At 65.3% G+C, this 19,816-nt stretch carries 14 protein-coding genes; 5 read left to right on the top strand and 9 right to left on the bottom strand.

Features of this window, described 5'->3' with window-relative positions:
• Positions 1–74 precede the first annotated feature (74 nt).
• Positions 75–2,963 carry an ATP-binding protein gene (locus ACKI2N_RS30650; RefSeq protein WP_420992270.1) on the top strand — a complete coding sequence of 963 codons (2,889 nt, stop codon included), beginning with the start codon at positions 75–77 and terminating at the stop codon, positions 2,961–2,963.
• Positions 2,964–3,036: 73 nt separating this feature from the next.
• Here the strand turns inward: ACKI2N_RS30650 and ACKI2N_RS30655 are convergent, their stop codons facing one another.
• Complete coding sequence (locus ACKI2N_RS30655) at positions 3,037–4,413, bottom strand: aldehyde dehydrogenase family protein (protein ID WP_420992269.1); 1,377 nt, start codon at positions 4,411–4,413, stop codon at positions 3,037–3,039.
• A gap of 34 nt (positions 4,414–4,447) precedes the next feature.
• The gene (locus ACKI2N_RS30660) at positions 4,448–5,188 is read right to left on the bottom strand and encodes an SDR family oxidoreductase (RefSeq protein WP_420992268.1); all 741 of its coding nucleotides are present in this window, start codon (positions 5,186–5,188) and stop codon (positions 4,448–4,450) included.
• A gap of 280 nt (positions 5,189–5,468) precedes the next feature.
• Between ACKI2N_RS30660 and ACKI2N_RS30665 the strand changes: the two genes are divergently transcribed.
• The 3 genes from ACKI2N_RS30665 (at position 5,469) to ACKI2N_RS30675 (ending at position 8,063) form a co-directional block, all read left to right on the top strand.
• Positions 5,469–6,260, top strand: a complete 792-nt coding sequence (locus ACKI2N_RS30665; RefSeq protein ID WP_420992267.1) for a type 1 glutamine amidotransferase domain-containing protein — start codon at positions 5,469–5,471, stop codon at positions 6,258–6,260.
• Positions 6,253–7,173, top strand: coding sequence for an alpha/beta fold hydrolase (locus tag ACKI2N_RS30670; RefSeq protein WP_420992266.1), 921 nt, complete (start codon positions 6,253–6,255; stop codon positions 7,171–7,173). Before ACKI2N_RS30665 ends, ACKI2N_RS30670 begins: the two co-directional genes overlap by 8 nt.
• Before the next feature lie 71 nt (positions 7,174–7,244).
• A complete protein-coding gene (locus tag ACKI2N_RS30675; RefSeq protein WP_420992265.1) occupies positions 7,245–8,063 on the top strand; it encodes an SDR family NAD(P)-dependent oxidoreductase in 819 nt (272 codons plus the stop codon).
• Positions 8,064–8,146: 83 nt separating this feature from the next.
• Here ACKI2N_RS30675 and ACKI2N_RS30680 read toward each other — a convergent pair whose 3' ends face one another.
• The 4 genes from ACKI2N_RS30680 to ACKI2N_RS30695 form a co-directional block, all read right to left on the bottom strand.
• Positions 8,147–9,832 carry an FAD-dependent oxidoreductase gene (locus tag ACKI2N_RS30680; RefSeq protein ID WP_420992264.1) on the bottom strand — a complete coding sequence of 562 codons (1,686 nt, stop codon included), beginning with the start codon at positions 9,830–9,832 and terminating at the stop codon, positions 8,147–8,149.
• A gap of 440 nt (positions 9,833–10,272) precedes the next feature.
• Positions 10,273–11,265, bottom strand: a complete 993-nt coding sequence (locus ACKI2N_RS30685; protein WP_420992263.1) for a Bug family tripartite tricarboxylate transporter substrate binding protein — start codon at positions 11,263–11,265, stop codon at positions 10,273–10,275.
• 9 nt (positions 11,266–11,274) lie between these two features.
• Positions 11,275–13,260, bottom strand: coding sequence for a hydantoinase B/oxoprolinase family protein (locus ACKI2N_RS30690; protein ID WP_420992262.1), 1,986 nt, complete (start codon positions 13,258–13,260; stop codon positions 11,275–11,277).
• A 9-nt stretch (positions 13,261–13,269) separates the two neighbouring features.
• Positions 13,270–15,309, bottom strand: coding sequence for a hydantoinase/oxoprolinase family protein (locus tag ACKI2N_RS30695; RefSeq protein WP_420992261.1), 2,040 nt, complete (start codon positions 15,307–15,309; stop codon positions 13,270–13,272).
• Positions 15,310–15,765: 456 nt separating this feature from the next.
• Between ACKI2N_RS30695 and ACKI2N_RS30700 the strand changes: the two genes are divergently transcribed.
• Positions 15,766–16,083: a hypothetical protein gene (locus ACKI2N_RS30700; protein ID WP_420992260.1), complete on the top strand. Its 318-nt coding sequence runs from the start codon at positions 15,766–15,768 to the stop codon at positions 16,081–16,083.
• Here the strand turns inward: ACKI2N_RS30700 and ACKI2N_RS30705 are convergent.
• The 3 genes from ACKI2N_RS30705 to ACKI2N_RS30715 form a co-directional block, all read right to left on the bottom strand.
• Positions 16,080–16,988 carry a LysR family transcriptional regulator gene (locus ACKI2N_RS30705; RefSeq protein WP_420992259.1) on the bottom strand — a complete coding sequence of 303 codons (909 nt, stop codon included), beginning with the start codon at positions 16,986–16,988 and terminating at the stop codon, positions 16,080–16,082. The two genes, ACKI2N_RS30700 and ACKI2N_RS30705, sit on opposite strands and share 4 nt — an antisense overlap.
• 261 nt (positions 16,989–17,249) lie before the next feature.
• Complete coding sequence (locus tag ACKI2N_RS30710) at positions 17,250–18,410, bottom strand: NADH:flavin oxidoreductase/NADH oxidase (RefSeq protein ID WP_420992258.1); 1,161 nt, start codon at positions 18,408–18,410, stop codon at positions 17,250–17,252.
• Between the two features lie 78 nt (positions 18,411–18,488).
• Positions 18,489–19,808 (bottom strand): NAD(P)/FAD-dependent oxidoreductase, encoded by a 1,320-nt coding sequence (locus tag ACKI2N_RS30715; protein WP_420992533.1) that lies wholly within the window; start codon positions 19,806–19,808, stop codon positions 18,489–18,491.
• Positions 19,809–19,816 lie beyond the last annotated feature (8 nt).

Raw genomic sequence — 19,816 nt, forward strand, 5'->3', positions numbered from 1 at the left:
TGCGGGTTGTCCGCACCGTTGCACCAGCAGGCGCCCTCCCATACGCCACCTGATATATCTCCAACGAGCCCAATGTGGAGCAAAAAACAGCGATTGATGTGGCGGGCGCCTCCAGCGCAGAGGTGTTCGCGTTTGGGCCATTTCGGCTGATACCGGGCAGGCAATTGCTGCTTAAAGGCGAAACGACGGTGCGCATTGGCGGACGTGCGCTCGAAATCCTCGCGGCGCTCGCCGAGCGACCTGGTGAAATCGTCAGCAAGGCGGAACTGATGAGGCGCGCGTGGCCGAACACGGTCGTCGAGGAAAGCAATCTGAAGGTCCACATGACGGCGCTGCGGCGCGCGCTGGGCGACGGGCAACCCGGGCAGCGATTCATCGCGACGATCATCGGGCGAGGCTATCGCTTCGTCGCACCTGTGGCCTGGGCGTCATTCCCCACGCATCCGCTCGCGGCCGCGCAAGCGCAGCACAACCTGCCGGCATCGACCACGCGCCTGATAGGTCGCGCCGACGCCCTCGATGCACTGCGGGAATTGTTGCACACGCGTCGCATCGTCACCGTGATGGGGCCAGGGGGAATCGGCAAGACGAGCGTGGCGCTCGCGGTTGCCGAAGCGGTCGCCGCCAGCGGCGAGCATGAAGTGCGCTTCGTGGACCTTGCCCCGCTGCCCGATGGCGAATTCGCGGCCAGCGCAATCGCCTCGGCACTTGGCCTGATGATCCAGAGCGGCGATCCCGTTGCCGTCCTGACAGCCTATCTGCGTGACCGCTCGATACTGATCGTGCTCGACAGCTGCGAACATGTAACAGACGCCGCGGCGATGCTTGTCGAACAGATCGTCTCCGGTGCGCCCGGCGTCTCCATCCTCGCGACCAGCCGGGAGTCGCTACGGGTGCGCGGAGAAAGCGTCTACCGCCTGCCGCCGCTGCAACTGGCGCCCGAGTCGCCCGAACTCACGGCAGCGGAAGCGCAGAGCTATCCGGCGGTCCGGCTATTCGTCGAACGCGCGGCCGAATGCCTCGATGGTTTCGAACTCGCCGATGCCGACGCGCCGGGCGTCGCCGCGATCTGCCGCAAGCTCGATGGCATTGCGCTGGCTATCGAGCTGACCGCGACGCGCGTAGACGCGTTCGGGATCCACGAATTGTCGTTGCTGCTGAATGACCGCTTGCGCCTGCTGTCCCAGGACCGCCGCGGCATGCTGCCACGCCATCGCACCCTGGCCGCGACGCTGGACTGGAGCTACGATTACCTGCCCGCGCATGAGCAGGTCCTGTTGCGGCGCTTATCGGTATTCACCGGGCCGTTCACGCGCGAGTCCGCCCTGGCGATGAGCTGCGTGTCCGGCGCGGATGAGGCGAATATCGTCGAGGCCATCGCCAGCCTGATCGCCAAATCGCTGCTCGTTGCCGACCTGAGCGGCAATGTAGTCCATTACCGGCTGCTCGACACCACGCGGGCCTACGGCCAGCAGAAGCTCTTGGCCCACGGGGAGTTAGACCGCCTGACACGGCTGCACGCCACGCATCACCGGAACCTGCTCACGCGCGCGGCGGCCGAATGGGAGGCGCGGCCCACGGTGGCGTGGCTGGCAGACTACGGCAGCAAGATCGACGACGTGCGCGGCGCGCTCCGATGGGCCTTCTCGCCGGCGGGCGACCGGGAGATCGGCCTCTCGCTGACCGTCGCCGCGATTCCCCTGTGGATGCATCTGTCGCTGTTCGACGAATGCCGGCAATGCGTCGAGCGGGCGCTGGCGGCGGTACTGCCCGCCGCACGCGATGGTGGCCGTGACGAGATGAAGCTCAATACCGCGCTCGGCGCTGCCCTGCTCTATGCGCAGGGACCGACGCAGCAGACCGGAAAAATCTGGAAGCGCGCGCTCCTGCTCGCCGAGCAGATCGGAGACGGCGAGCATCGCCTGCGTGCGCTATGGGGATTGCTGGTCTATCACACCTACAAGGGCGAGCACCGTGCCGCACTCCATGTGGCAGAGCGTTTCCGCCAGGCCGCTAACGAACTGGGCGACCGCGCGGCATCGCTGAGCGTGGACCGCATGAGCGCCACGTCGCTGCGCTACCTCGGCGACCAGGCCAAAGCGCGCCAATACCTCGATCGCATGCTCGACCAGTATGTGTCGCCCGAACACCGTTCGCATGTGGCGCGGTTCCACCTCGATCAGCGCGCCGCCGCGCTCGGTACGCTCGCGCACGTGCTCTGGCTTCAGGGCTACCCCGACCAGGCCCTGGCCGCTGCCCAGCACGCACTGGACGACGCGCAGGCGACCAACCACCGGCTCTCGCTATCCAACGCGCTGGTGCACACCACCTGCTCGATCGCGCTGCAGGTTGGCGACCTGGAAGCGGCGCGGCACGCGCTCACCGTCCTCCAGCAACATCTGGCGCGACATCCCGTGACGTTCTGGAATGCGCTGTGCGGCGCGCTCGACGGCATGTTGCGGCTCGCCTTGGGCGACTTCACCGGCATATCGGTCTTGCGCGGGGCGCTCGACGCGCTGCGGGAGACCGGATTTCGCCTTCGCTATCCGGCTTACCTTGGCGCGCTGGCCGAGGGCATGGGCGCGGCGGGCCGGCTGTCCGACGCACACGCCACGATCGACGAGGCGCTTGCATGGTCCTCCCGCAACGATGAGCGCTGGTGCTTCCCCGAATTGCTCCGCATCAAGGGGGAACTGTTGCGGCTCGGTGAAACCAACAGCGGGCTCGAAGCCGCCGCGCATCATTTCCGCCAGGCGATCAATGTCGCGCGCCACCAGCAGGCGCTGGCGTGGGAGTTGCGCGCCGCGACCAGTCTTGCCCGTCTCCCCCAGGCGAGTGCCGCGCCCACGGAGGCACTCGACCTGCTGGTCGCCGTCCATGCACGCTTCACCGAAGGCCACGGCACGTCAGATCTCGTCGCCGCACGCACGCTCATCGAACAGCGCCGGAGGGTGGAAACCTGAGCATGGCGCCCCGCTGCGTTGAGCAAGATACTCTCGCCGCCGGGCGGCAGCATCCGTCGCCGTCGCAATCTGCTCAGCGCCTGAAGACAATCATTTTTTCCTCGGTCATTTCTTCCACGGTCCAGGGAATGCCGCCGATGCCGTATCCCGACTCCCGCCTGCCGGCGAACGGCATCCAGTCGGTCCGGAACGCCGTGTGGTCGTTGATCATGACCGCGGACGCATCGAGGCGCTCGGCGGCGTCGAGCGCCACGCCGAGGTTCTCGGTAAAGACGCTCGCATGAAATGCGACCGGCAACGCATTGGCTGCTGCGATGGCCTCGTCGAGGTGCGTGTAGGTGTAGAGGCACGTGAGCGGGCCGAAGACCTCCAGGGTCGAGACCTTGGCGTCGGCTGGCGGATCGACCAGGATGGCCGGCTTCAGCGTGGTGTTGCTGAGCCGGCCGCCGCCGATCTGACGGGCACCGGCGGCCACCGCCTCCTCGATCCAGCCCGCCACGCGATCGACTTCCTTCGGCGTGATCAGCGGTCCGACCTCGGTTTCTGCGAACTGCGGGTCGCCAACCTTGAGCATCGCCACGCAGGACGCGAAGCGATCCTCGAAATCGCGAACGATGTCAGCATGCACGTAGATGCGCTGCGTCGAGACGCAGACCTGCCCCGCATGGTAGTAGCCGCCCTTGGCCATCGGGTCGACGACCCGATCGAGATTAGCGCCCCGATCGACGATGGCCGGAGCAACGCCGCCGTGCTCGAGCGCGCACCGCGTGCCGGGTGCCAGCCTGGAACGCAGATACCAACCCACCTTCGCCGAGCCGATGAAGCTCAGGAAAGCCACGCGCCGGTCGGTGACAAGCGCCTCAGACAAGGCGCGCTCGGCGGGCAGGAACACCTGGCACCAGCCCTCGGGAAGGCCGGCTTCCCTGACGAGTTCCGCGAAGCTCAGACATGACAGCGGCGTCGGCGCCGCCGGCTTGACGATCACCGGGCAACCGGCCACGATGGCGGGGACGACCTGGTGCACCACGAGGTTCAACGGGTGATTGAAAGCAGACACGGCCGCAACGACGCCGATGGGTTCTTCGATGGTAAACGCCCGGCGCCCGGCACTCGCCCGCGTCGCCCCCATCGGAATCTCGCGGCCTCCCATCGTCCGCAGCACGTCGACGCCATTGCGTACCCCGTCGATGGCGCGGTCCACTTCCACCAGCGCATCCGTCAGTGGCTTGCCTCCTTCCCGGGCAATCTGGAGGCCAAGCAATTCACGACGCCCTTCCATCAGGATGGCAAGGCTGCGCAGGATATCCATGCGCTGGTAAACGGGAATCCACGCGCCGCGATCACGGAACAGCCGTGTGGCCGTCGTCAGCTTGCGCTCGAGCGCGTCGGCGTCGTCGCTCTCTAGCTTCGTGATCGGTGCCCGGTCAAACGCCTGCACGACTTCAATCATGGTGTGCCTCCGGAATGGGGAACCGCGGGCGCGATCAGAATTCCTGCGCGGTGGGACGCAGGACGATCTCGTTGATATCGACTTCCATGGGCTGCTCGATGGCAAACGCGATCGCTTTCGCCACCGCGCTCGCGGGAATGGCTGCCTCGTAGAAGTGCAGGACGGCCGACCGCGACGTGCCGCTCGTGTTGAGCTTGAGGTCCGATTCCACGGCGCCAGGCTCGATCGAGGTGACCCGGATCTTGCTGCCAATTTCCTGGCGCAGGCCCTCGGAGATCGCCCGCACGGCGAACTTGGTGCCGGAATAGACTGTGCCGCCTGGAGCGAAGACCTTCACCCCCGCCACCGAGCTCAGGTTGATGATGTGGCCGCTTTCCTGGCGCAGGAACACCGGAAGCACGGCCGCGATGCCATACAGGGTGCCCTTCAGGTTCACGTCGATCATGGCATCCCACTCGTCAGTATTGACCTCGGCCATCGGGCGAATCGGCATCAACCCCGCGTTATTGATCAGAACGTCTAATCTGCCGAAATCGGCGATCGCGGCCTGGACGACCGCTGCCACCTGCTCTTTCCTGACCACGTCGAGCGCATACGCCCTGGCCCGGCCCCCGCTGCCGGCGATTTCGTTCACGACCGAGTCAAGCTTGTCCTTGCGCCTTGCCGCGACCGCCACCGCCGCGCCCCGGGACGCGAGGAACCTGGCGGTCTCGGCGCCCAGCCCGGTGCCGCCGCCGGTGATCAGGACGACCTTCCCTTGAATACCTTCGCTCATGGCGCATCTCCTTCGATGTCGGGTCGACATCGGGGTGATGTCGGATTGAAGAAAATCGGCAGCGACCGCCGCAACCGTATTCACCCGACTTGGTTGAAGCTAGCAGCCACGGAGCGAGAGCACAGGTTAATTGCCGCGAAGCCGGGCGAACGTGCACTGACGGGCTTTTTCGTTGCAGCCATTTCACCGGATTTTCCCAGTCCTAACATCCGGCGAAACGCGAACGCACTAGATTCAAGCGGTCGGTAACCTCGCCGCGAGCAGGCAACGGAGAACGTCCATGAGCAAAGGAAAAGTGTTGATTCTTGGTTCCAGTGCAACCCGGATCGAGACACAGGGGGGCGGCTGGGGCGCCACCGGCCAGTATCTCAACGAGACGGTGGTGCCTGCGATGGCCGTGATCGAAGCCGGCTACGAGGTTGTCCTCGCCACCCCGAACGGCGGAAAGCCCCATATCGACGAGGTCTCGGACGCGCCCGAGCACTTCGGCGGGGACAAGGCTGCTCATGCGCGCGCGAGGGACTTCTATGCGAACGATCCCGCGATGAAGGCACGAACACTGCGCTCGGTGATCGACGAAGGACTGGACAAGTACGCCGGTGTGTTCGTCCCTGGTGGACAGGCGCCCATCGTCGATCTGATGCAGGACCAGGAAGTCGGGGACATCCTCCGCCATTTCCATGACAAGGCGAAACCCACGGCGATGCTTTGCCATGGCCCGATCGCATCCGCCGCGGCGATGCCCTACGCGCGCGAGTTTCGTGCGGCGCTCGTGGCCGGCGATCCCGCCAAGGCGGCAGAATGGAGTAAGGGCTGGCAGTATGCGGGCTACAACATGACCGTATTCTCGGCCACCGAGGAGAAGGTTGTCGAAGAGCACATCCTGCATGCCAAGGTCTACTTCGACATGCCCTTCGCGCTGAACCTCGCGGGCGGCAAGGTGACCACGACCCCGGTCGACTTCGACCCGTACGTCGTCGAGGATCGCGAGCTGATCACCGGCCAGAACCCACGCTCGGATCATCCGATCGCCGCGAAGTTCGTCGCGGCGCTGGATCGCATGCATGCCTGACATGGAGACTGTGATGGATAGAGCAAGCACTGTCGGCCATGTGCCAGTCACGGTCTTCTATCGATCGGCAACGATCGATGGCGTGAAGGTTTTCTACCGGGAGGCCGGCCCGGAAGACGCACCGGCCGTCCTGCTGCTGCACGGCTTTCCGACGTCGTCGCACATGTTCCGGAACCTGATCCCGCTGCTTGCCGACCGGTATCGCGTCGTGGCGCCGGACTATCCGGGCTTCGGCCAGAGCGACGCGCCCGATCGCGCGGGTTTCGCCTACACGTTCGCGGGCTACGCGGACATCGTTGAAGCGCTCATGCGTCAGATCGGCGTCCGCAAGTACGCGATGTATGTCATGGATTATGGCGCGCCCGTCGGCTATCGACTTGCGCTCAGGCATCCCGACCGCGTCAGCGGATTCATCGTTCAGAACGGCAATGCCTACGAAGAGGGGCTGCGCGACTTCTGGATTCCGATCAAGGCATATTGGAACGAAGGCACGGCGCAGCGCCGGGAGGCGCTTGCGTTTCTCGTGACGCTCGAGATAACCAGATTCCAGTACACCGACGGCGTGCGCGATCTCTCGCGCATCAGTCCCGACAACTGGACTCACGATCAAGCGCTTCTCGGCCGGCCAGGCAACAAGGAGATCCAACTCGACCTGTTCTACGACTATCGCACCAACGTGCCGCTCTATCCCGATTTCCAGAGCTACTTTCGCCAGTATTCGCCGCCCATGCTGATCGCGTGGGGCAAGAACGACAAGATTTTCCCCGAGGACGGCGCACACCCCTACCGCCGGGATTTGCCGAATGCCGAAGTGCATATCCTCGACACCGGTCACTTCGCCCTGGAAGACAAGCTCGATGTGATGGCGCCGCTGATCAACGATTTTCTCGATCGCCACGTCGCGAAACACTGACTCCCGTCGGCGGAACGCGCAAGGCATCGAGGAAGGGAAACTTCGCCGATCGCACATCGGAGGTAGCCGACATGCAGGAACTGGACGGAAAGGTGTTCGTTGTCACGGGTGCCGCCACGGGCATCGGCTTTGCCCTCGCGAAGCAGTTGGGAGCGCACGGCACGCGCCTGGTGCTGGCCGGGAGACGACGCGATCGGCTGGAAGAGGCCGAGGAGAAGTTGCGCATTTCCGGCGTGGACGCGCGGAGCTTCGCTTGCGACGTCACGGATCGCGGCCAGGTCGATGCGCTAGCGGACTTCTCCTGGAAGGCGTTCGGGCACGTCGATGCGATCGTCAACAACGCCGGCATCGGCCCGGTGTTGTCGACGGTCATCGAGGCGCGGCGCGAAGATGTCCAGCACATCCTCGATGTCAATCTGTTCGGCGCGTGGAATGGCACTGCCGTGTTCGGCCAGCGCTTCATCGCGCAGCGTAGGCCGGCGGCGATCTACAACGTGGGGTCGGAAAACTGCTTTTTCAACGCGGTGCCCGGCGGCGCCGGCTATGTGGCCAGCAAGCACGCATTGCTCGCGATGACCATTGCCCTGCGCGAAGAAGTGCCAGAGCATATCGAGGTTGCGCTGATCTGCCCTGGGCTCGTGCAGTCGGAGCTGGGCGAGATTACGCGCGAGGGCATGGACACCGACCAGTTCGCCGCGTCGGCCATCGCGCAGATTCGCGCTGGCGAGTTCTTCGTCGTGACGCACGCCTATAACATTGTGCGGATCCAGGCGCGCAACGCCGAAGTCGACGCGGCCTACGCGCGCTATGCACCTCGCTATCCCGGGGACGATGCCTTCGATGTCCGGACACTCGGCGACAAGCTGAACTGGTGGGCCGGCGCCAGTTGAGCCGGGTAGGGGAAAATTGGGGCCAGACGACGGCCTGGCGCTCCGGGGCCGCCGCCTGATGGCATGACGTCGGCCACATGCGTTCAGCCATACGCCGTCGCCGCGGTCAGGTATTGATGAATCTGCGCGACCGCGGCGGCACCTTCGCCGATGGCGCCACCGACTCGCTTGACCGATCCCGAGCGCACGTCGCCCACGGCGAATACGCCCGGGACACTCGTCTCCAGGGGCGCGGGAGGCCAGCCGGCGTCGAATGCGCCCAGCGACGCTCCGGTAAGCACGAAGCCGGAGCGGTCCACGTTGACGCCGCAACCTTCCAGCCAGCGTGTTTCAGGCTCGGCACCGACGAACAGGAAGACATTGCGCAAGGGCTGCTCTTCCTCGACACCCGTGCTGCGGTCCTGCCAGGTCACCGCCGCGAGGCCACAGGAGGGCTTTCCGTGCAAGCGGACGATCTCCGTGTGCGGCCGCAATGCGATATTCGGCGCGGCGTCGATACGGTCTATCAGATAACGTGACATGCTCGCTGCGAGACCGGGTCCGCGCACCAGCAGATGGACCCTGGCCGCGTGCTGCGACAGGAAGACGGCAGCCTGGCCGGCCGAGTTGCCACCCCCCACCAGCACGATTTCCGAATCCGCGCACATCTTGGCTTCGAGCGCCGAGGCCCAGTACCAGATGCCGCGTCCCTCGAATTCCGATAGCTGCGGCACCGCCGGTCGGCGGTAGCGCGCCCCACTGGCGATGACGACCGCCCTGCTGCGTATCCGACGGCCATCGGTGAGCTGCAGCACGAGCTCGCGGTCGGGGCCGGTCCGCGAGCAGTCGAGCAAATGCACCTCCGCCGGGATCAGGATCTCCGCGCCGAACTTCTCCGCCTGCACGCACGCCCGGCCAGTCAGTGCCGCGCCGGAGATGCCGGTCGGGAATCCCAGGTAGTTTTCAATGCGGGCACTGGCACCGGCCTGCCCGCCATAGGCGCGACGATCGATCACGACGACGCGCAAGCCTTCCGATGCGGCGTACACGGCCGTGGCCAGCCCGGCTGGGCCGGCGCCTACCACGGCGATGTCGAAAAGGTCGCCGCGTTCCAGCGTGTCGATCATGCCGATGCAGCGCGCCAGCGCGGTTTCGGTCGGATTGACGAGCACCGAGCCGTCGGGACAGACCGCCACGGGTTCGCCATGGGGCACGCCGTACTGCTCGACCAGCGCGGCGGCGCTGTCGTCCTGTCGCGCATCGACAACCCGGTAGGGCTCGCCGTTGCTTTGCAGGAAACTCTGCAGTCGCAGCAGGTCGGCTGAGCCCGGGTAGCCGATCAGCACCGGCCCGCTCGCGCCCCATTCGATCAGCGACACGCGCCGCAGGATCAATGCGCGAATCAGGCCTTCGCCGAGATCGGCCTCGGCGACGATGAGCGACCGCAGTTGCCTCGGCGCCACCAGCAGCGCATTCACGCTGCCGATCGCCACGGCGTCCACCAGGGAGTGCCTGCCCGACATCGCGCCGAGCTCGGCCACAAAGTCGCCGCGCCCGAACTGCACGATCGGCGTCGTATTGCCCATGCCGTCGCGCTGTATGACGGCCACCACCCCCTTCAGGATCAGGAACATGCCCGGAGAGGCCGTACCGGTGCTGGTCAGCAGTACGCCCGAGGCATACGTCTGCACCGTGCCGAAGCGCATCATGCGCGCGACTTCGGCATCACTGATCTTCGGATACATCTGGTGGCGGCGAGTGAGCAAGGTGCTTGGGGCATCTTCGATCATCGGGATTCCAGTGGCGATTGAGACGGGGCGGGGCCAACCGGCCCGACGGACCGGTGGCACCTTCTTGCGGCATCACCAAAGAGTAGAACGGACGGGCAGAAATGCAAACGCGGCGTCGCGAAGCACCGCGCGCCGCCGCCCCGGCGGGCCGCCCCGAGGGCACGCAGACTTGCCTCCCGGACGCCGGCGTGGCGCGCGGGCAAGGATGGAGCACCATGCCATGCAAAGACGGGAAAAGGCACTCTGCCCCCTGTCCGTTCGACCAGCCGTCAGCGTCGCCATGTCGATCGCCAACCGGTACTTCACCTCGGATCCGACCATGCCTCCGAAGGCACCCATATGTCAGAAAAGTCTATGTCGGACGTGCCAGCCGGTTGTTAATCCAAGTGAAGAATCGTGAGTGCGCGAGACCCGACCGGGCCTCGCGCCATTGCCGTCGTTCAGATGAGCGATACCCCCGCTTCCGCCATGAACCCCTTCCAGCGAGCGAGTTCGTCGGTGAGGAATGTGGAAAAAGCAGCGCGCGACAGGGGCGGATACTTCAGGAACCCCATGTCGACGATCGACTTCTGTATCTGGTCCTTTTCAAGGGAATGGGCTACCTCCCTGTTGAGGAATTCCACGATCTCGTCGGGCGTTCCCTTCCGGGCGAACAGTCCGTGCCACGACACCAGGTTGAACTTGTCCTTGATAAAGCTCGAGACAGTCGGCAGGCGGGGATTGAACGGCAACGGTTGATCGCTCGTCACCGCAAGCGGCACGAACCTTCCCGACTGGATCATCGGCGCCGCAACCGACCACGCCTCCATCATGAAGGTCAGCCGGTTCACGACAAGATCGGTCGAGATCCGGTTGTCCTTGTATGGCACGTGCAGGATCGACGGCAGCCCGATCTTCTTCAGGAAGATCGATGCCGACACATGCGAGGAGGTGCCGATCCCGTACGTTCCATAGGACGCGGTCTGCTGGTTCCGCTTCAGGTATTCGACGAGTTCCTGGATGCTCTTCACGCCTAGCTCCCGCCCGACGATCAGCACCAGCGGAAGCTGGACGGTACGGGCAACGGGCGTGAAGTCCCGGAGGGGGTCGTAAGGCAGATCCTTGTACAGCAGGATGTTGGTCAGGAACGACGCAGTGCTGTACAGCAGCGTGTTTCCGTCCGCCCTGGCCCGGAGCACCGAGGCGGTGCCGATGCTGCCACTGGCCCCTGGCCGGTTCTCGGGGATGAACTTGCCGCCATGGCGGGCGCCGACGTCCGCCATGATCAGACGCCCCATATAGTCGGTACTGCCGCCGGCCGTGAATGGAATGACGACATTCACCGGGTCGACGGGATACTGGAACGGCTTCCCTGCCCGGGCCAGACCCGGCAGGAGCGCGGCTCCGCCTAGCACGGCCAGGCCGCTGATGAAATCACGACGCTGCTTGATCACCGTATTCTCCTAGGCGGCAAGGGTTGGCAAATCGGCATGGTGTGCTGACAGCTCGTTGTAGGCGGCATACACGGCCGCCGGGCCCGCATCGCCAACATTCTCACCGATCGCGGCGAAGATCGAGTTCTTCACGAAATGCCGCCACGTCACCGGCAGTTGCGACAGGATCTTCGTCAAGGCATCGTAGCGGCTGCGCGACCACACCGCTTCGAACGCATCGCGCTGCTCGCCGTAGCTGAAATGCGATCCATCCTTCCACGCGGGCCGCGATGCGCGCAGCTCGCGCGTGGCGCGGTCGTCGACGGTCAGGTCGTCGGTCAGCACGACCCCGTAATCCGAACGCGCAGCCTCCCGGCTGACGAAGCCGGCGGCAACGTCGCGTGCGACGACCTCTGCACTCCGCTCGAACGGATCGCCGTAGCCGCCGCCGCCCGGGCCGATGATGCGAAGGACATCGCCGGGGTTGCAGCTCACCACGTCGGAGTTCCCGAGATCGACTTCATTGTCCTTGCCCGGATTGCGAAGGAACTGCGAGTTGCCGCCGGCGTTCCCGCCCAGTACGCCCCACGTGCTGAAGCGCGTGCGATTCCGGTTGCGTGCCGTCACCACCGAGTTCGGCGAAAAAACCTGGAACTCCATCACCATGCCCAGGCCGCCCCGATACTTCCCTGCCCCGCCCGAGTCGCGCACGAGCCCGTACTTCATGACCTTGATCGGCACCTCGGTCTCGATCATTTCCACCGGCGTGTTCTTGAGGAACGAGCGATTCCCGCCGCTTCCCTCCGCGCCGTCGGCGCAGGCGGAGCCCCCGCCACCGCCGCTGATCGGGCCGATAGACGCCATGATCAGGCGGCCCCGGCGATCGTTGGTCTTGACGTTCATCAGGGAGGCGCTGCCCGCCGGTGCCGCCGCCAGGCGTTCGGGCAGCGCCTGCTGGAACGCGCCCAACACGGCCAGTTGCGAGACGGCGACCGTCAGGCTTCGCATGCCGCAGGCCGCCGGCGCCTCGGCGTTCATGACCGTGCCCTTGGGCAGGATCGCCCGCGCCACGCGCGAGGTGCCGGCGTTCAGCACGAGGTGCGGGTTCAGCGTGGCCAGCACGTAGATCATGGCGGGCGTGACGAGCGCATGACGCTCGTGGCCACCGGTGGCCATGTTCAGCGACGACGACAGTTGCGGGTCGCTGCCGTTGAAATCCATCGTCAGCGTGTCGTCGCTGACTGTCAACGTGCATGCGATGCGGCACGGGTAGCCGTTGACCGAGTCCTCGTCGGCATAGTCCGCGAAGAAGTATTCGCCATCGGGGATGCCGCGCACGACTTCGCGCGCCTGGCGCTCCGCGTAGTCGAGCAGCTCGTGCTGGGCTGCCTTGAACACGTCGACGCCAAAGCGCCGAATGATTTCATGGACACGGCGCTCGCCTGAGTTCATCGCCGCGATGTGGGCCTTGAAGTCGCCCCAGTTTTGGTCCGGCGTCCTGACGTTCAGCATCATGATGTTCATCACATCGTCGTTGAACTTGCCGCCTTGCACGACCTTGACAGGGGGAATACGAATGCCTTCCTGGTGCACTTCGTTGAGCGAGCGTGACAGCGATGCCGGCACGGCGCCGCCGACGTCTGTGTTATGCACGTGCCCAGCAACGAAGCAGACCAGCTCGCCGGCATGGAAGACCGGCTTCCACATGTGGATGTCGGGCGTGTGGGTCGCGACGTTGCCGCTATACGGATCGTTCGTGATACAGATATCGCCCTCGCGATAATCCTGAACCATGGGCAGCACGCCAGAATAGTCGATGCCGGTGTACCAGGTGGCACCCAGCCCCTTGGGCGAGGCGAAGGTCAGCCCTTCCGGCGTCACCAGCTGCGTGGTGAAGTCTTCCGTTTCCTTGACGAACGAGGAATGCGCGGTACGCATCACGGTGTAGGCCATGACCTCGGTTGCCGCCGCGCAATAGTCGGCAAGAATCTGCAGCGTTGCTCGGTTGAGTTTCATCGTGTAATCCTATTGCGCCGAAATGCGCAGATTTCCAAAAACGTCCACGCGGACGACCATATGTTGGGGAACGAAGGTGGTCGAATCGTCCTGCGTCACGATTGCCGGGCCCGGGAACTCTTGCATCGCCAGCAGGTTGGCCCGGCGGTACACGGGGGTCTTGTGCCAGGCCGCATCGGACCAGACATCGACTTCCGCTGCCGGCGTCGGGCGGCCGGTACCAGCCTGGATCTTCGGCATGGCCGGCTGAGGCGTCTTGCCGCTCACCACCAGGCGCAGGCTCACGATCTGGATCGCGGCATCTTTGTCGGAATGGCCGTAGAGCCGTTCATGCGCGTCATGGAACGCTTGGCGAATCGCCGACAGATCGCCGGCCTCGATGGCCCTCTCTTCGATGACCGCCTCGATCTCGTACGACTGGCCGCGGTAGCGCATGTCGGCCGAGTAGACCAACTGCTTGTCGCCGACGTATCCCTGCTCCTCGCGCAGCCAGTGGAACGCGGTCGTCCGCAGGCGACGGAATTCGTCCTGCAGGAGCGCGACGGTCTCGGCCTCAAGATCCTCATAGACCGTCTTGATGAAGTCGTTCTTGAGGTCGGCGATCAGGCCGCCCATCGCGCTCAGTACCCCGGGTACCAGCGGCACGATGATTTCCGTCATCTCGAGTTCGCGCGCCAGCAGGCAACCCATCATCGGACCCGCGCCGCCGAACGGCAGCATGGCCATCGAACGCGGGTCCACACCGAAGCGCGTGACCAGTCCGCTGACCTTCGCGAACATGCCGGAGGTGGCGATGTTGATGATGGCTTCCGCGGTCTCCTCCACGGTTTGCCCCAATGTGCTGGCGAGCGTACCGACCGCCGTCCTGGCGCGCTCCACGTCCACCTTCACGGCATTGAAGCCGAGCTCGCCATGACCCACGATGCCGCACACCGCGAAAGCGTCGGTGATCGTCGGTCGCTCGCCGCCGCGTCCGAAGCAGGCGGGACCGGGGCTCGATCCGGCACTGTCCGGGCCCACCTTCAGGACGCCGAGCGAGTCCACCCAGGCGATCGAGCCGCCACCATCGCCGATGGACGTGACCGACACCGACGGAATGAAGATCTGGTGCTCGCCAATGTACTCGCCGATGCCGTACTGTGGGGAGCCATTGACGATCAGGGCCACGTCAGCGCTGGTGCCACCGATGTCCAGGCTCATGCATTCGGGAACTTCGCACTCCTTGGCGACGAACGCCGCGCCGATCACGCCGGACGCCGTTCCCGACAGGATCATCTGCACGCATTCCTGCTTGGCCTGCTCCGCGGTCATCACGCCGCCGTTGGATTTGGTGACGCGCGGATCGGGACTGACGCCCGCCGTCTTCAATGCGGCCTGGAACGACGTCAGGTAGTGCTCGACACGCGGCTGGACGTAGCCGTTGATGATCGACGTGGTGGTGCGTTCGAATTCGCGCACGATGGGCCAGATCTTGGCCGAGCTGAACACGGGCAGTTCCGGCGCGAGCGTCCTGATCAGTTCGCAGGCCATCCGCTCATGGTCCGCATTGCGGTACGAATGCAGGAAGGACACCACGATGCCTTCTGCGCCGGCCTTCTTCGCCAGGTCAAGCGCGGCGGCCACGCTGTCGAGATCAAGCGGTTCGTCCACGGAGCCGTCGCGGAACAGCCGCTCCCGAATGCCGAACACCATTTCCCGCGGCACCAGCGGCGCCGGCCGTTTCGACAGAAGATTGAACATGCTGGGCAGCTTCAACCGGCCGAGTTCGAGCACGTCGCAAAAGCCTTCCGTGGTAAACAGCGCGAGCTTGAGCCCCTTGCGCTGGATGACCGCGTTGACGCCGACCGTAGTGCCATGCGTGAAATAGGTAACCTCTTCCGGCCTGATGCCATAGCGCTCGGTCAGCGTCTTGATGCCGGTGATCACCTCGGCGCCAGGCTCGTCGGGTCGGGAGAATACCTTCAGCGCCTGCACCTGAAGCGTCTCCTCGTTCAGCACCGCGAAATCGGTGAACGAACCACCGATGTCAACTCCAATTCTGTAGCCCATGTGATTATCCAATCCAGGTTGATTTCAAACCGAGAGACCGATCCGGTCCCGCGACTCAAACCGCCATCCATAGGACGGCGGCCGTTTTTTCCAGCCCTTGTCCTGACCCGGTTCTTGCGCGATATGCGGCGCCCGGCACGGTTTCAGGAGTGCCTGACGCCCAATCGCCACCGGGTCCGCGCGCTTTGCGCACGATCCTGTCTCCCTGCCCCGCTTCTACGATCGCTCTGTCGCCGCCCGTAATCTGCCCGCCCTAACGCGTGCGCGCCGCTGAACCCGGCGCGAGCATTGAGCACCAGTGTTTCCACGCCGATAATGCGCAGCTGACGCCCGCGCATAGCCGGCGCCGGCGATCAGCACATCGGTATGCTCCGGTAATCCGGAGTCGGAACGGGATCGGTATTCGGGTTATAGCGGCGCCACCAGTACGGATTGGTGGAGAAACCGCCGGCGAGAATGCTGTTCGGCATGGTCAAGATCCTGTTGTTGCCGAACTTTAATTTGCGGATTGATGACCAACAACTGATCGATTTTCAGACGGGCATTCCGGAAATTCACACCCTTCTTTCTGCCCGCGAAGATGGCGAACCGACGCGCACGATGACTCACACGGCGCGCCATGTCAGTGGCTTTCTTAGGACATCAAGTAGCAGCGGGGACGTGCCGGAGGTGACACACGCACGGTGGTGCGCGGTGCGTCATGTGCCAAGCCGGGAGATGCGGTGCGATCCGTCGGGGCGGCGGACCGCACGGTCCGGTCTAAACCGCGGCTAGGCCTTGGGCAGGCCAACCGTCTCCAGCAGCCAGTTGCGGAACGCGGAGATGCCCGGGGCTTGGACGCGATCCGAGGAGTACAGCAGATGATAGCTGTGCGGCGGCTTGAAGTATGAGGTGGACAGCTTGACCAGTTGCCCCTGGTCGATCGCATCGCCGGTCAGGTAGTCGGGGAGCAAGGCGCAGCCCAGCCCGCTGATGGCAGCCTGCAGGCCCAGCGAAAGAATGGAATAACGCGGTCCGGTCGACGCGCTGGTCGTCTCGCAGCCCTGCGACTTGAGGAAATCGCGCCAGGCGTCGGGAAAGACGGACTGGTGAAGCAGCGGAAGGTCGGCTATATCGGCGAGCGCCGCCACGTTCCGGCTGGCGATCAGCGAAGGCGCGCAGACGGGGTAGGCCTCGATGCCCATGATCAGGTCGCTGGCATATTTGTCCGGCGGCTCGGCGTTCGTGATGATCGCCACGTCGAAGCCCTCGGTGTTCAGGTCGGGCGTGCCGGTTCTCGTCGTGATGTCAACGGTGATGTCCGGATGGCGCTTCGTGAAATCGGACAGGCGAGGCAGCAGCCAAAACGTCGCGAACGACGGCACGACCGAAAGGTTCAGGTCTCCGCCGCCACCGCGCGTCGACATCAGGTCCACCGTGGCGTCGTCGAGGTCCTCGATGATCCGGGTAATGCGCCGCAGGTATTCCTTGCCCGCGACGGTCGGTACGATGCCGCTGCTTGTCCGTTCGACAAGCTGAATGCCGACAAACGATTCAAGCTCGGACAACTGCTTGCTCACCGCGCTTTGCGTCAGCGACATCTCGCGGGCCGCAAGCGTGATGCTGCCCAGGCGAACCGCGGTGGAAAACGCCAGCAGGTTGGATATCGCTGGGAGGTTACGGCGACCAATGCGTTTCATCAGGTAATTCGTTGAGGATCCGATGCGGGCCCGCACGATCCGTCATGCCAATCCACGGCTCCCGTCGGTGAACGGCTCGACGGTGGATTATGTCGCACTCCGGGCTTCCTTTCGCCGGGAAGACCGTAACGGATGGTCCGCGCGGGCGGTCGGAACGGGACGCGGCAATCGTAGCATCGATGCGCGCAACGCCTCAACAGTCATGGCCGGCACCGGAGCTGGGCACCGAACTGGGGCACGCGCTCGTGCGCATGCCCCTTGTCACCGCACCGCGGGTGCGGTGCGTGCCCGGCGCGCGAGCCACCATCCATACGAATCGGGCCACGCGTCATACCGGCGGTCGTGCCCGAGCTCCAGCGCGGCATGAAGCGGCCAGTGCGGATTGAACAGTGCCTCCCGGCCGATGGCGACAAAGTCGGCGCTCTCCTCCTCGACCACCGCATTGGCGAATGCGGCTTGGCGGATCAGCCCGACGGCCATCGTCCTGATGCCCGTTTCCGCGCGCACACGTGCCGCAAATGGCACCTGGAAGCCCTCGCCTTGCGTAGCCGTCGCCAGCGTGCCGCGCGGCCCCAGGCCCCGCGATGAACAGTCGATGACGTCGATGCCACGAGCGCCCAGCTCGCGCGCGAGGATGATCGTGTCTTCCAGCGTCCACCCACCCTCGAGATCGTCGATACACGACAGGCGGTAGAAGATCGGCAGATTCGCGGGCCATTCTGCTCGGACCGCCTCCGCGACCTCCAGCGCGAAACGCATCCGGCCGCCGAGGTCGACACCATACTCGTCCTCTCGATGGTTCGATATGGGAGACAGGAAACTGTGGATCAGGTAGCCGTGCGCGCCGTGGATGTTCAATACCTGGAACCCCGCTCGCGCGGCACGGCGAGCGGCGACGCCGAATGCGTCGAGCGCGCGGCGGATCTCGTCGATGGACATGGCCTTCGGCGTCTGCCAGCCCGGATTGGCAGGAATGGCCGAGGGCCCGACGACTTGCCAGGGTTCTTCGCCGCGAGCGGCATCGGCTGCGCCCAATGACTGGTAGCCATCCCAGGGCTTCTGGACGCTGGCCTTGCGCCCCGCATGGATCAGTTGCGCGCCGGGCACCGCGCCCTGGCGTGCGATTTCCTCCGCGATCGGCCTCAGCGCCTCGGCCTGCGCATCGTTCCACAGGCCCAGGTCGCTATGCGTCGCGCGCCCGCTTTCCTCGGTGGCCAGCGCCTCCGTGAACACCAGGCCGGCGCCACCTACCGCGAGCTTCGTCAGATGGCTGAGGTGCCAGTTGTTTGGCATGCCGTCGCGTTCCGCGCGGTATTGCTGCATCGGCGAGATGACGATGCGGTTGCGGATGCGAAGATCCCTGATCTCTATCGTATTGAACAGTGCCGGCGTCGGTGCGTTAGCAGAATTCGAGTTGTCCATTCCTTATACCCAAGTGTGAGAACGAGCTGTTGAGAATCGAGTTGCTTTAGTCGCGATGGCGCCGGGGCGCCATCCTGTTTACGCGAGCCGGTCGAGCAGCCGGTACCATGCCACGGCCGCCGAGAAATACAGGCGCTGCAGCCCGTGGAGCGGGATCGGGCGGATCGGCGTGATCGGAAACACGAATGGCGCATCGCCATGGCCGGACAGCCGTTCGGCCAGCGCCTTGCCCAGAGTGGTTGCCATGGCGACGCCGCGGCCGTTGTAGCCCAGCGCGATAGTCAGCCCCGGCGCGGGCTCGTGCACGTGTGGAAGCGAATCACGCGTCACGGCAACACGGCCTGCCCAGCGATACGAGAAGCCGATGCCGTTCAATTGGGGGAAGAGATGCGCCACCGAGCGCTCCAGGTGCGCCCAGGCCTGCGGCGAGGTGGGCTCGGCGAACGACCCGCGTCCACCCAGCAGCAGGCGGCCGGCCGCGTCCTTGCGGAAGTACAGCAGCAGCCGGCGCGAGTCCGAGCCGACTTCGCCACCGGGCAGCAGCGTGCCCGCGAGCGACGGCGGCAGCGGATCGGTGGCGACGATAAAGCTATTGGCCGCGATCACCGTGCGCCGCAAGCCTGGCCACAGGTCGCCTGTGTAGCCGTTGGTGGCGATGAGCACGCGCGCGGCCCGCACGGTGGCGCCCGGCGCGGTGGTCAGCATCCAGTGCCCACTCCGCCGCGCGAGCGACGTCACCGCGGTGTCGCCATGGATCTCCGCTCCGTGCAACTGCGCCGCTCGCACCAGCCCGCGTACATAGCTTAGCGGATGCAGGCTGCCCGCGCGACGGTCGACCCAGCCACCGATGTAGGCGTCGGTGCCGATGCGCCTGGCCACGGTGGCCCGGTCGAGCATTTCGACCGGTGCGCCGCGCGCCTGCCATTGACGCACGCGTTGTTGCTGCGCCGCCAGCATTCCCGCCGAATGGGCCGGCTGGATCCAGCCGTCGCGGCGCGCATCGCAGGCAATGCCATGACGCGCGATCACCTCGAACACGGTATCGGCGGCGCCGCCGGCCAGGGCGATCATGGCCTCCGCGCGCGCCGGGCCGAATGTCGCGGCAAACGCGTCCGGATCGTATTTAAGCCCCGGTATCACTTGGCCGCCATTGCGGCCCGAAGCACCCCAGCCCGGCTCGGCGGCCTCGAGCACACGCACGCGCACACCCCGTTCGGCCAAGTGCAGCGCCGTGACAAGCCCGGTGAACCCGGCGCCGACGATGGCAACATCGGCGTCGCACGATTCGGCCAGCATCGGTGTGGCGGCCGCGGGCGCGGCGGTGGCGGCCCATAGCGACGGCGGTAGCGCCGTGGACACAGTGGCACACTTGGCCGCGCCCTCTCCGTGGCTTCGCATGGCGGCTG

The sequence above is a fragment of the Cupriavidus sp. 30B13 genome (genome assembly GCF_049059565.2).
GTDB lineage: Bacteria > Pseudomonadota > Gammaproteobacteria > Burkholderiales > Burkholderiaceae > Cupriavidus.

Excerpts from the sequence above, each read along its gene's own strand:
- ACKI2N_RS30665 (WP_420992267.1), top strand. The coding sequence starts at position 5,469 with ATGAGCAAAGGAAAAGTGTTGATTCTTGGTTCCAGTGCAACCCGGATC.
- ACKI2N_RS30705 (WP_420992259.1), bottom strand. The coding sequence starts at position 16,988 with ATGAAACGCATTGGTCGCCGTAACCTCCCAGCGATATCCAACCTGCTG.
- ACKI2N_RS30710 (WP_420992258.1), bottom strand. The coding sequence starts at position 18,410 with ATGGACAACTCGAATTCTGCTAACGCACCGACGCCGGCACTGTTCAAT.
- ACKI2N_RS30655 (WP_420992269.1), bottom strand. The coding sequence starts at position 4,413 with ATGATTGAAGTCGTGCAGGCGTTTGACCGGGCACCGATCACGAAGCTA.
- ACKI2N_RS30695 (WP_420992261.1), bottom strand. The coding sequence starts at position 15,309 with ATGGGCTACAGAATTGGAGTTGACATCGGTGGTTCGTTCACCGATTTC.
- ACKI2N_RS30700 (WP_420992260.1), top strand. The coding sequence starts at position 15,766 with ATGCTGTTCGGCATGGTCAAGATCCTGTTGTTGCCGAACTTTAATTTG.
- ACKI2N_RS30670 (WP_420992266.1), top strand. The coding sequence starts at position 6,253 with ATGCCTGACATGGAGACTGTGATGGATAGAGCAAGCACTGTCGGCCAT.
- ACKI2N_RS30690 (WP_420992262.1), bottom strand. The coding sequence starts at position 13,260 with ATGAAACTCAACCGAGCAACGCTGCAGATTCTTGCCGACTATTGCGCG.
- ACKI2N_RS30715 (WP_420992533.1), bottom strand. The coding sequence starts at position 19,808 with ATGCGAAGCCACGGAGAGGGCGCGGCCAAGTGTGCCACTGTGTCCACG.
- ACKI2N_RS30675 (WP_420992265.1), top strand. The coding sequence starts at position 7,245 with ATGCAGGAACTGGACGGAAAGGTGTTCGTTGTCACGGGTGCCGCCACG.
- ACKI2N_RS30660 (WP_420992268.1), bottom strand. The coding sequence starts at position 5,188 with ATGAGCGAAGGTATTCAAGGGAAGGTCGTCCTGATCACCGGCGGCGGC.
- ACKI2N_RS30680 (WP_420992264.1), bottom strand. The coding sequence starts at position 9,832 with ATGATCGAAGATGCCCCAAGCACCTTGCTCACTCGCCGCCACCAGATG.